This window comes from Bradyrhizobium sp. 17 (assembly GCF_023073515.1).
Taxonomy (GTDB): Bacteria; Pseudomonadota; Alphaproteobacteria; order Rhizobiales; family Xanthobacteraceae; genus Bradyrhizobium; species Bradyrhizobium canariense_D.
On the sequence record NZ_JADPJQ010000032.1, the window covers coordinates 21,118 to 33,769 of the forward strand.

Genomic DNA, 12,652 nt, shown 5'->3' on the forward strand with positions numbered 1-12,652 from the left:
CTAGGTCGATTGCCCTCATCACCCCTGTTTTAGTCCGACCGATGAAAATCAGATCACCTTCACGCGCAAGCGATTGCGTTCCACGCTGGAACTCGCGGAGTGTCATTTGTTGAATGGTCTTCGTGAAGATGATATTTCTACACGGAATTGTCGGTTTTGGGGGAGTATCCCGTGGCGCAGCATTCAATTCAAAAGCGTGCGGAAGCCGAGGAGCCAACCATCGTCGTCGTTGACGACGACAATGACTTCCGCGCCTCACTCGGGGACCTGTTCAACTCGGTTGGCTTCAAGGTCAAGATGTTTGGCTCGGCAGCGGAGCTGCTGCAGGGCGAATTGTTGCCCGACGCGGTGAGCTGCCTCGTACTTGACGTCAGATTGCCGGGCCTAGGCGGTCTCGATGTCCAAGCCGAGCTGTCGAAAGTGAACGCGTCGATTCCCATCATCTTCATGACCGGCCACGGCGACATTCCGATGTCGGTCAGGGCCATGAAGGCAGGCGCTGTGGATTTTCTAACCAAGCCATTCCGCGATCAAGACATGCTGGATGCAGTCACGATCGCGCTCGAGCGCGATCGGACGCGGCGGAAGAACGAGCGGCGGCTCATGGAATTGAAGTCGCGTCTCGAGCGATTAAGCGCGCGCGAGCGAGAGGTGCTGGCTCTCGTGACGACTGGCTTAAAGAACAAGCAAATCGCTTTTAAGCTAGAGATAGCTGAGATCACTGTAAAGGCGCACCGCGGTCATGTTATGCAGAAGATGGGTGCGCAATCGCTGGCCGAGCTTGTCAAAATGGCGGAGACGCTCGGTATAAAGTCGCCCCGGTCTTAATCGCTTCCTGCTTGCACGCGAGTGCATCAGCCGAGAGGGCTATTGTTTGCGCAAATCAACTGACGGCGTTAATCGCTTGCCGCCAGGCCCTGCTGCCGCGTCGAACGTAACGACCCGAGATCAGCGCACGCGTTCGGACGTGGCCCAAACCGGGCTGAACTATTCAGATAGTCTGCATCGATTATTCCTAAGTATAGCATCGGTTGTTCCAAAGCGTAGCACCGCCCGCCCATCGTCTAATCGCCGGTTCAGACCTTTGTCGTTAACGTGTAATGGTGTCCGCGCAGTGCGCTTCATGAGATGGACACGGAACGCGAGATGCGGCGGGCCACCTCCCCAGCAACGAAGGTGGGGATATGTCTAGCCAGATTCGAATTTCGATCATTGATGATGATGACCAATCTCGCTCAGCCTTAGCGGGTCTCCTGCAAGCGATCGGATTCACGACTGAGACCTACTCGTCGGCAATGGAGTTTCTCGCGTCTGGAAACTTGCGCGATAGCTCCTGTTTGATTGTTGATGTCCACATGCCGCGCATGACTGGGACTGAGTTATATAGCCGCTTGGTAGGATCCGGCTATAACATACCAACGGTTCTGATCACCGCTTACCCCGACGACAGCGCGCGAGCTCGGGCTCTGGATCAGGGCGTCGTTGGCTATCTGACCAAACCCATCGACGAAAAGGTTCTACTCGGATGCATCGAATTGGCGCTACAGCGCGGGAAATAAGATGAAAATCCCTAATCAGCAATCGATCGGCTGCCGCTCAGGAAACGTTCCCTTCAGCTCGAAAATCGTTGCTCTTTGAACGGGTCCCCGTAGATGTGAAATCCGTTGAATTCCCACAAGCCCGGCGATTCGCGATCCAAAAACTGGATCCCGCGCACCCATTTCACGCTTTTATAACCATAGAGGTTTGGCACCACGAGCCGGAGCGGATAACCATGCTCGGCCGTAAGGGGTTCGCCGTCATGCCGCAAGGCGAAAACCGTCGTCGGGAGCAGAAAGTCCGAGATTGGCAGGTTCGCCGTGTAGTTGTTCTCGCCATGGATCATCACGTGCCGCGCCTCTGGCCGCAACGTCACTCGCTTCATCAATTCTGTGGCGAGAATCCCTCCCCAACGGTTGTCGAACCGGCTCCAGCGCGAGACGGAGTGTAAGTCGGCAAGTACTTCGCTTTGCGGCAGTTTGCAGAGCTCTTCCCAGGAAAGCCGCAGCTGCTCCTCTACAAGGCCGAACACGCGAAAATCCCAGGTCGTGGGAGCAAAGAGCGGCACCGAGCCCACATGCAGCACCGGCCACTTGAGCGTCAGCGACTGTCCTGGGGGCAGCCGCCCAGCGCCACGCATCTCACGCTCCCGTTCGCGTCGCTCGTTCGATTGCACAAATAGCTCCACCGCAAAGAAGTAACGCGCCCTAGTTGGCGCACGTAGTGATTTTCGGGGCCTGAAAAGCGTCACCGGATTGCCCCGGACATCACCGAACATAGGTGTCTGGTACACCACCTCGAGGAGCGGACTACCAGCACGCTAGTCCCCGAGGCGGCGAAGGGGGAGCCTTACTGCTCCCCGTCACCGCTCTTGGAGTTAGAACCACTTGCAGGCTCGGAGAGTAAACCAGGAACAGTCTTGCTGGTGTTGTGTCGGAAAATGTTGACCGCTCCGATCACTTCGTCCTCGTCGTCACGAATTGGAAACACATTCACGAGCGCCAGAAGACGATAACCGTTTGGCTGCTCGCAAATTACATCGGCATTCCGAACGGTGGCGCCGTTGTTGACCACCACGGAAGGTGGTGCAAGCTCGTGCGGCATCACTTCTCCTGAGGGGTAACGAAGCAGGTGTGACCCGCAAAACTTTTCCGAGGTTCCCAAGGACGGCGTCCGTCCCCAACCGGCGATTGCAGCTTTGTTGCACTTAACGACGGTGGCATCCTTCTCAAGGACGTATATCCCTACAGGGATAGAATCCATTGCCGCTTGGTCTGCAAGAAGTCCTTTTGCGACGAGGTGGCCGTCCACGAGTTCTCCTCGGAAGTCGATCTCGTCGAAGTCACCATCCAAAATCATCGTGCTTGTTGCCAAACCACTATGTGTCACGCTGGTTGCCATTTTCAACTTCCTTTGCGCGATGGAGTCAGAAGACGATCGAATTTCATGTCCCGTTTATCCCGCTTGTCAAGAGGGCACTTGAGACTACGCAAGAAGACTCTATCTTGCGGAACTCTCAAGTGCTGAGAAACGGGCTTCGCGAAGGCTAGCCGCCACATCTCCGATAGCAGGACTGTGAGCGAAATAATGGGAGCGGCGAGGACGAGGGTAGCCCCTGACTTGGGCGGAGCGTGAAAGGTCGCGGTGAAAATCGCGGAACCAGTCACTTTCCCGATTGCAGACCTAACGAGCTGCGGGAGGCGGCGCTGCCGGAAGATCGCCTGAAACCACAATCGAAGAAGGGCTCGGCTTTATGAGCAAACGCCTGCTGGAGGTTAACCTGTCTGCGTTGAGCTCATCTGCTCAGAGGCCTGGTGGAAGTGAACGCACTTGTCTGATGAGCGGAGTGCCGGTTCGGAGAATGTTGTCGACGAAGCGCCCCAGAAAGTTCCAGCTCGTTCGAAAGATGACCAACTCGTTCTCTGGCGCGGCCACAGATATCTCGTTGCAGTTGACATCCTTCTGGCGTCCTGTCCAAATGAATACTCCGAGGTCGTGATGCCCGTGGCGACAAGAATGTCACCTATCCCGGGGCTGTCGGGGTACGTGCTTGTGCCCCTGCGGAAAAGCGCGGATTTTACCCTTTACCGCGGCCGGAAACACGATGACCCTTCGTCGGTCCTAGCGATCGCACTCTTTGAACAGCCGTCGCCTCAGAGTATCAGGCGGCTTATGCACGAATACTCGATCGCCGCCGAACTCGATCCCGCTTGGGCTGCCAAGCCTCTGGCCATTACGCGTCACGAAGGGCGGACGATCCTCCTACTCCAGGACCCCGGCGGTCAGCCGCTGGATTGGATTCTTGAGCGTGACCATGGGCAACCGCTAGATGTGACTCGGTTCCTAAGCATCGCTGTTGGGCTGACAAGAACACTGGGTCAAGTCCATCAGCAGGGCCTTATCCATCGGGATATCAAGCCTTCGAATGTCCTCGTCGACGAGACCGGTAACGCATGGCTCACCGGATTCGGGATTGCGTCCCAACTTCCGCGCGAGCGCCAGTCGCCCGATCCTCCCGAGTTCATCGCGGGAACGTTCGCCTACATGGCACCCGAGCAGACGGGACGAATGAATCGCTCGGTCGATTATCGGAGCGACCTTTATTCGCTTGGAGTGACTTTTTACGAAATGTTGACCGGGACTCTTCCATTCACGGCCTCCGACCCCATGGAATGGGTGCACTGTCATATCGCGAAACAACCAGCCGCCCCCAGATCGCGGGTGGGAACCGTACCAGTCTCGGTCTCCGCGATCACGATGAAGTTGCTCTCCAAGACCGCGGAGGAAAGATACCAGACAGCGGTGGGAGTTGAGAGCGATCTTCGGCGCTGCCTATCCCAGTGGGAGTCCCACGGGTGGATCGATGACTTCACCCTTGGCGCATACGATACCCCGGATCGCCTCATCATCCCCGAGAAGCTGTATGGGAGGCACCGCGAAGTTGACACTCTGCTGACCGCCTTCGACCGCATCGTTGGCGGTGGCCGAGCCGAACTGGTGCTGGTCTCTGGATACTCCGGGATCGGAAAATCCGCAATCGTCAATGAGCTTCATAAACCGCTCGTGCGGCCACGCGGCTTGTTCGCGTCGGGCAAATCCGACCAGCACAAGCGGGATATTCCGCACGCCTCCCTGGCCGGTGCGTTTCAGAGCCTTATCCGGCGGCTCCTAAGCCAGAACGAGGAAGATCTGCACAAATGGCAGGCCGCAATTCGTGAGGCCCTGGGTCCGAACGGACTGCTCCTCGTCGATCTCGTCCCGGAATTGTGGCACGTCATTGGCGACCAGCCGCCGTTGCCCGAATTGCCGCCGCAGGAAGCGCAGAGACGTTTTCAGACCGTCTTGCGACGGTTCATCGGCGTGTTTGCACGACCTGAACATCCGCTTGCGCTCTTCCTCGATGATATGCAATGGCTGGATGTCGCCACACTCGACCTCGTCGAAGATCTGCTAACACACAACGATTTGCAGCATTTATTGCTCATTGGTGCGTATCGGACCAATGAGGTCAATGGCAACCATCCGCTGGTACGTAAGCTTCAAGCGATCCGTCAGGCCGGAGCCGCAGTGCAGGACATCGTTCTCACACCACTCAGTCGCGACGATCTAGGTAAACTGCTTGTGGACTCCCTTCACTGCCAACTGGAGCCCGCCGCCCCACTGGCAGACTTGATTTACGAAAAAACCACGGGCAACCCGTTCTTTGCAATCCAGTTCATTTCTACTCTGGCGGACGAGCGCCTGCTGACATTCGATTACCGCGCGCGCCGTTGGATATGGGACCTGCCTCGCATTCGTGCCAAAGGCTTCACGGACAATGTCGTAGAGCTGATGGTGGACAAATTAAAGCGCCTTTCGCCAGAAACCCAGAAGTTACTCCAGCAGTTCGCCTGCATGGGCAACACTGCAGAGTTCGAGATGCTGCGGATTGGGTATCAGGGCTCCGTCGAGGACATGCACGATCATCTCTGGGAAGCGGTGCGATCGGGTCTGATCTTCCGCACGGACAATTGCTACGGCTTCATGCACGACCGCGTGCAGGAAGCGGCCTACTCGCTTATCCCGGCGGAGCTGCGTGCCGAGGCTCACCTCCGCATCGGAATGCTCCTCGCTGAGCATACGCCCTTAGAAAGACGTGAGAAGGCGATATTTGATATCGCCAATCAACTTAACCGTGGCTCTCACCTTATCAACTTTGTTGAGGATCGCGAGCGCGTCGCAGAATTGAATCTGATCGCAGGTCGGCGCGCGAAACTCTCGACAGCATACGACTCCGCTCTCATCTATCTCAGGGCCGGCCGCGCCCTTCTTACAGAAGAGACTTGGGAACGCAATTACCGGCTTATCTTCTCGATCGAATATCTGACAGCGGAGTGCGAACTGCTGACCGTCACGGTTGGTCTCGCGGCCGGGGATCCACTCGCGGAAGTGCAAGAGGAATGCGAGAAGGGCTTGGCATTTGCGAGGCGGGTGCGCTTCGGTCCGCTCATCGAGCGCTGCGGAGCACAACTTGGTTTGATCCTCACCCTGCGCGGGCTGACTGAAACGTTCGGCTGCCTGGATCATGGGGGATATAGCGAAGTCGATACCGAGCGCCGTTTGGCCAACAGCCCGGATCTCGTGCTCTCGGAGTTCTATTACTGGACGCGAAAGCTGCAGGCGCATTTTTTTGCCGGAGAGCTTGCGGCGGCGGTCGATGCATCGCGGCACGCGGAGCCCCTGCTTTGGACGTCGGCGGCAACGTTCGAGTCGGCGGAGTATCGCCTATATGCGGCGCTGGCGCATGCGGCGATGTGGGATCACGCCCCACCGGAGCAGAGACCGACGCATTTCGCATCTGTACTTGAGCACCACCGGGAACTCCTAGCGTGGGCGGAGGTCAACCCGGAAACCTTCGAAGACCGCGCCGCCTTGGTCGGCGCCGAGATCGCCCGCATGGAGGGCCGAACACTGAACGCTCAGGAGCTGTACGACAAAGCGATCCGCGAGGCTCGCAAATACGGCTTCGTGCACATCCAGGCAATTGCCAACGAGATTGCCGCGCGCTTCTACGCAGAGCGCGATTACGGGAAAATCGCGGCAACCTATTTGCGCGCCGCGCAGGGCTGCTATCAGCGCTGGGGAGCCGACGGAAAGGTTTGCCAACTCGAGAAACGTTATCCGCAGCTCAAGCTGGACGAGTCGATCCCGAATTCCACGGCGACGATAGTGACACCCTTCGAGCAACTCGATTTGGCTACCGTAATCAAGGTTTCGGAAGCGGTCTCGGGCGAAATCGTCTTTGAGAAGTTAATGAACACGCTCGTGAGTTCGGCAATCGAACACGCAGGCGCAGATCGAGGTCTCCTGATTCTTCCCCGAGCCGACAAATATCAAATTGAAGCAGAGGCCACAGCCAGCGGTGACAACGTGACGGTGGTCCTGAAACAGGCGCGCGTCACGACCGCAGATCTCCCAAACTCGGTGTTTCACTACGTGCTTCGCACAAAACAAAGCGTTCTGCTGCACGATGCGTCCAATCAGAATTCGTTTTCAGGGGACGACTATATTCGTGACCGTCGCTCGCGCTCAGTGCTCTGCCTGCCGATACTTAAGCAGACCAAGTTGATTGGCCTGCTGTACTTGGAGAACAACCTTACGACTGCCGCGTTTACTCCCGCTCGAATGGTAGTCCTCACACTGCTCGCTTCCCAGGCCGCTATCTCAATAGAGAACGCCAGCCTGTATCGCGAACTAGCCGAGCGGGAGGCCAGAATCCGACGGTTAGTGGATGCCAACATTATCGGAATCTTCGTCTGGGACGTTGACGGCAGGATCATCGATGCCAACGAAGCTTTTCTCCGCATCGTCGGATACAGCCGCGATGATCTCGTCTCTGGCCAACTGCGCTGGCGGGACCTGACACCCACGGAATGGAGCGATGCCGACGACCGACGACTAGCCCAGCTGGAGGCGACCGGGACCACGCAACCCTACGAGAAGGAGTACTTCGCGAAAAACGGCAGCCGCGTGCCGGTGCTGGTCGGGGCAGCGACCTTCGGAGAGCGATCCGACCAAGGCGCGGCCTTCGTGGTAGACTTAACTGAGCGCAAGCGGGCGGAGGAGGAAATTCGCGAAAGCGAACGGCGTTACAGTGAGGTGCAGATGGAGCTCGTGCACGCAAATCGAGTTGCAACAATGGGGCATCTCTCGGCTTCGATCGCCCATGAAGTCAACCAGCCGATCGGGGCGACGCTCAACAATGCCTCTGCGGCGTTGCACTGGCTGAGCAAAGAACCAGCAGATCTGGACAAAGCTCGAGACGCTCTCAACCGGATCTTTGCTAACGGCAATCGCGTCAGCGAGGTCGTCGGCCGGATACGAGCGCTTTTCAAAAAAGCACCTCTACGGAAAGAAGACGTGGACATCAACGAAGCAATCCTTGAGGTGATCGCCCTGACCCGCGGCGAAGTCGTGAAGAATGGCATTTCGGTGCAATCACACCTCGGGGACGGTTTGCCGCTCATTCAAGGAGATCGGGTCCAGCTGCAACAACTGATAATGAACCTGATCATCAATGCCGTTGAAGCATTGAGCTCGATCAGCGGGGATCCGCGAGAACTGGTGATCACCACTGGTAAGGGCGAGCCGGACGGCGTGCTGGTAGTACTGCGGGATTCCGGGCCAGGTCTGAGTTCACTGGGTCTGGAGCGCATCTTTGATGCCTTCAACACGACAAAGCCCGGCGGCTTGGGGATGGGCCTATCGATCTGCCGCACGATCATTGAAGCGCATGGGGGACGACTGTGGGCCACCGCCGCTCAACCTCGGGGCGCGACGTTTCAATTCACGCTGCCCGCACGGTCAAATCAGGCGTGAACTGAAGAGTTTGCAGCGCGTCTGCAACGGACCGGATCGCTACCGGAAGAATTCTGGGCTCGCACGCACTGGAGTTCCGCCGGCGCAGCCAGCGCGCTATTCATCATTTTGGAGGTCGTTATGCTCGTGGCTTGTTCCTCGGAACGGCTCATGTCCATCTCGTTCCACGTTCAGCGCAGCTAAGAAACGACGAGTCTGAGCACTCGTATTGCGGCGACGTCGGGTTGGCCACGGCGTTGAGAGAGGTCGCCGGGGGCGCCTCAGAAATCGTCAAGCACCGCTCTCCGTGACATACCCAAGATCGACAAAGCAGAGGCGAACTTCAAGAGAAATGCCGATATTGTGCCGCCGCATGGGAGCGGTGATCTGAAGCATTGACGCGCTAACCTGATCACCGTCGCCGTTCCGGGCCTCGTGCGCGGTCATTGCATTCGCTAGGTCCGGTCAACGCCGGAACAAGTTCGATTTGGCAAGCGAAGAGCGCAAAGTACGTTCCTTGATTATGAGTATCAGTGGCGTGTGTCGCACCTCAGCGAACCCGTCTAACGGGCGGTCGCGCGGCCCGAACAGCGCGACCGATACTCATCTCTATACCACGGCGGATTGTTCGAGCCATTTGGGTCGAGCTGGTGTCCAGACCTCTGAGTTGTCGGCACGCAACGGACGTCGGCGCCATAAAATACGCGCTCAACAAACCGCAAGAATGAGAACGCCGTAACAAGAACTGCGCTTCACGCAGTGATTAACCGGCTATATCTGTAGTCCGCAAGAGCATCAGGCTTAGCGGCGATAAGGAGAACAATGATGCCGGCGATATTCACCGCGACTAGTGGCGACGATGTGACCGTCACGTGCACCACGCGCGAGGTCGCACTCACGGGCGAGGCTACCGCAACTTCAAACAACATGAGCAGGGCCATCGCTATAGACGGGATATCGGCGATGGTCGCTTTGCAACCGATCGGCAGATGGACAAGACGCGCACCGCGCAAGGCGCAAAGTCGATGCCCTGGTCCGCGCGACGGGGGGTTTGGTGCCCGATGTGATCCGACCATTTGATCGGATCCGCCTTGAAAGGAGCTGCATGTTTCTACGCTTAGCCGAACTGTAGTTCCCTATCGCAAGGATGGACGTTTCCCCGATGCCATTGCCCCTCCACGACACTCACTCTCTTCTGCTGTCAGGTCATCGAACCTGTTGTGAAACGGCTTCCCGGTCGATGTGATGACAAGTGTCAGGAATGCGGAGAAGGGATCCCACGATCGTTTGTCCGGCCCCGGAAAGTGCAGTGGATAGGCTGTGCGTGCACGCTTCGAGTGACATATTCACACTTTAGGTGACCAAACAGGCGATGACTCCAATGGCGGCGAATTCAAGATCGTACCAGTACGTCGAGATCCGAGCGAGGCAATGCAACGTTCGTACGATTGGACGCGTCTTTGGGACGCTCAAAAGCTGATGGCGTGGTCCGCAACGTTAATTCAAAGGAGTGTCGGTGAGGAAACGTTCCGCAAGACGCGGGCCGAGAATGCCGAGCCGGCACACAATACCTGTTTCCTGGGAGGCTCCGCGACAAACCGCTTTATCATCACTCCTGCCCGCCCCAGCAACGAACTGGAATGGTCCGAACCACCTCAACCCTTTCGAGTATAAGTATGCAGCTGCAGTTTCATCAGGTGCGATATTTTTTAGCCCTGGCAAGGACGCTCAATTTTACGCGGGCTGCAGAGCAATGCAATGTGACTCAGCCGGCGCTGACAAAGGCGATACACAAGCTGGAGCAAGAACTCGGTGGCGCGTTGATTCACCGTGAACGTCACCTCACCCAACTCACCGAGCTGGGCAACATGATTTTGCCAACGCTGGAGGAAATATTTGCCGCGACGGAGTCGGTACGACTTCAGGCGCGAGGCTATAAAAAGAAGACCATCGCTCCGCTGAAGATCGGGCTGGCGCCATCAATCTCCGCCGCACTCATTACGGAATTGCTCTTGGAACTCGCCAGGATCATCCCTGATCTTCGAGTCGATCTGCGCGAGGCCGATGCCAACGGGCTCGTTGCGATGCTTTTGGATGGTAAGATCAATGCTGCACTCGTCGGCGACGCGTTGGAGGTACCTGAGCGCATCAACCGCTGGCGGCTCTTCGAGGAGCGGTATGTGCTCGTCTTGCCACGGAAACATCCGATGGCGAGTCACACAGTTATCCCGCTTCAAAACCTTCACGAACTGGTTTTTCTCGAAAGGGTCGGGTGCGACGTCGCAGGCCGATTTAAGCAGGCGTGTTTTGCCGACCATCCCGGCCCGACAGTTGTGCACAGGAGCGATCAGGAAAGGCACCTTCAGCAAATGGCATCCGCCGGTTTAGGGGCCATCCTGGCGCCAGACCATGCTCCCACGCTGCCGTCGCTCGCGGCTATCCCAATCGAGGGCGACCCTGTCCGGCGTGAGGTGCAGCTTTTGGCCGTGGCCGGGAGGCAGTATTCGCCGGCGCTCGACGCCTTTATCAGGGTTGCTCGTTTTCGCGACTGGACGAGTGCGCTGGACAAAACGCGGGGCTCGACGGTCGCGTCCTCCGACGCGGCGTGAATACGGGGCCGGCTGCGAGGTGCGGCACATAAGCGAGTACTGCGAAACCGTGTGATTTAGGTGACGTTAAGGCCCAGAAGCACCCAGGTACGAGTTTGGGGAGCGCGTTGGAGGTTACGGATGTCCCGACAGAGCCAGATCAGACGCGGATGAGCTTACCGATATGCTGTAGCCGCCGCCGGACGAGCGCAATAGGTTTTCCAGGACCGGGGTGATGAGCGGACCATGCCGTGGGCATTCATTCCCGCGCGCGAGGAACTCGCGTTCTTCGCCCTAGCATTCACCGCCACACTTGCAACGAGAGCGCACCGATTACGGTCCGCAGGGATAGATCGTGTAGGGTGGGCAAAGCGCCGCGTGCCCACGATTCAAGACGCCGGTGAAGGATGGTGGGCACGGCGCAAGGGCGCCTTTGCCCACCCTACGGGCTGGTTCCTTCAGGATTTTGGATATGGACGTTTCAATCATTGAAGATCGCAAAGCCCGCGCCCGCGCCTGGTTCGAATCCTTGCGCGACGACATCTGCGCGAGCTTCGAGCGGCTGGAGGATGACGCGCCGCAAAGCCTCTATCCGGGCGAGGCCGGCCGCTTCAAACGCAGGCCGTGGCGGCGCACCGACCATACCGGCGCGCCCGGCGGTGGCGGCGTGATGTCGATGATGCGCGGCCGCCTGTTCGAGAAGGTCGGCGTGCACTGCTCGACCGTTCACGGCGAATTCGCGCCCGAGTTTCGCGCGCAGATCCCTGGCGCGGCGGAGGATCCGCGGTTCTGGGCCTCCGGTATCTCGCTGATCGCCCACTTACGCAATCCGCAGGTGCCGGCCGTGCACATGAACACCCGCTTCGTAGTCACCACCAAGGCCTGGTTCGGCGGCGGCGCCGACCTCACTCCGGTGCTGGATCGCCGGCGCACCCAGGACGATGCCGACACCATCGCCTTCCACGCTGCGATGAAGGGCGCCTGTACCGGAGCGAACGGCGTCGCCGATTACGACAAATACAAGGAATGGTGCGACGAGTATTTCTATCTGCCGCACCGGAAAGAGGCGCGCGGCGTCGGCGGCATTTTCTACGACTGGCACGACAGCGGTGATTGGGGCGCCGATCTCGCCTTCACCCACGACGTCGGCCACGCCTTCCTGAAGACCTATCCTGACATCGTGCGTCGCAATTTCGCGACGGCATGGACGGCCGAAGACCGCGACGAGCAATTGATCCGGCGCGGACGCTATGTCGAGTTCAACCTGCTCTACGACCGCGGCACGATTTTCGGACTCAAGACCGGCGGCAATGTCGACTCGATCCTGTCGTCGTTGCCGCCGGAGGTGAAGTGGCCATGAGCGCGGGCAAGCTTCTCCCCGCGCCATCCTGATCGACATGCACAACGGCATCCTGTCGGCCCACGGCCGGCCCGAGATCGCCTGACCAATGCGGACGCCTCATGGCGACTGAAGCTTGCTGAAGCCCGGCATCTGACCGTCAAGGGCGGCTTTGCCGCGCTCGCGGCGGCGGGCCACCGCGCTCTGCCCGACATCTCGCCATGAGCCCGGCCGATGAGTCTTAGGGTCTGTACCTAATTAGCGAGTTCTGATTCCCTCGTGCCAAGTTGATTCGGCACGGGGGACTTCGATGCGCAAAGGACTGTTCTGGCTCAACGACAAGCAGTGG

Annotated in this window: 7 protein-coding genes and 1 pseudogene; 6 read left to right on the forward strand and 2 right to left on the reverse strand. The window is 58.4% G+C overall.

From position 1 onward, the window contains the following. Positions 1 to 171: 171 nt before the first annotated feature. Positions 172 to 828: a response regulator transcription factor gene (locus tag IVB13_RS04915; protein WP_247295268.1), complete on the forward strand. Its 657-nt coding sequence runs from the start codon at positions 172 to 174 to the stop codon at positions 826 to 828. A gap of 356 nt (positions 829 to 1,184) precedes the next feature. Next, positions 1,185 to 1,559: a response regulator gene (locus tag IVB13_RS04920; RefSeq protein WP_247478734.1), complete on the forward strand. Its 375-nt coding sequence runs from the start codon at positions 1,185 to 1,187 to the stop codon at positions 1,557 to 1,559. A 53-nt stretch (positions 1,560 to 1,612) separates the two neighbouring features. Here IVB13_RS04920 and IVB13_RS04925 read toward each other — a convergent pair whose 3' ends face one another. Both IVB13_RS04925 and IVB13_RS04930 read right to left on the reverse strand, forming a co-directional pair. Then, entirely contained in the window at positions 1,613 to 2,317 is a 705-nt protein-coding gene (locus tag IVB13_RS04925) for a sulfite oxidase-like oxidoreductase (RefSeq protein WP_247478736.1), read from the reverse strand. Positions 2,318 to 2,388: 71 nt separating this feature from the next. Then, the gene (locus IVB13_RS04930; RefSeq protein ID WP_247478739.1) at positions 2,389 to 2,940 is read right to left on the reverse strand and encodes a PAS domain-containing protein; all 552 of its coding nucleotides are present in this window, start codon (positions 2,938 to 2,940) and stop codon (positions 2,389 to 2,391) included. Between the two features lie 771 nt (positions 2,941 to 3,711). On the opposite strand from IVB13_RS04930, the gene IVB13_RS04935 reads away from it, so the two are divergent. The 4 genes and pseudogenes from IVB13_RS04935 to IVB13_RS04950 form a co-directional block, all read left to right on the forward strand. Continuing rightward, the gene (locus IVB13_RS04935) at positions 3,712 to 8,397 is read left to right on the forward strand and encodes an AAA family ATPase (protein ID WP_247487979.1); all 4,686 of its coding nucleotides are present in this window, start codon (positions 3,712 to 3,714) and stop codon (positions 8,395 to 8,397) included. Between the two features lie 1,655 nt (positions 8,398 to 10,052). Then, positions 10,053 to 10,985 (forward strand): LysR family transcriptional regulator, encoded by a 933-nt coding sequence (locus IVB13_RS04940; protein WP_247477601.1) that lies wholly within the window; start codon positions 10,053 to 10,055, stop codon positions 10,983 to 10,985. 451 nt (positions 10,986 to 11,436) lie between these two features. Next, positions 11,437 to 12,324: an oxygen-dependent coproporphyrinogen oxidase gene (gene hemF / locus IVB13_RS04945; RefSeq protein WP_247487982.1), complete on the forward strand. Its 888-nt coding sequence runs from the start codon at positions 11,437 to 11,439 to the stop codon at positions 12,322 to 12,324. Between the two features lie 37 nt (positions 12,325 to 12,361). Then, positions 12,362 to 12,516, forward strand: a pseudogene (locus IVB13_RS04950) (HAD family hydrolase); the annotation flags it as partial. Positions 12,517 to 12,652: the final 136 nt, after the last annotated feature.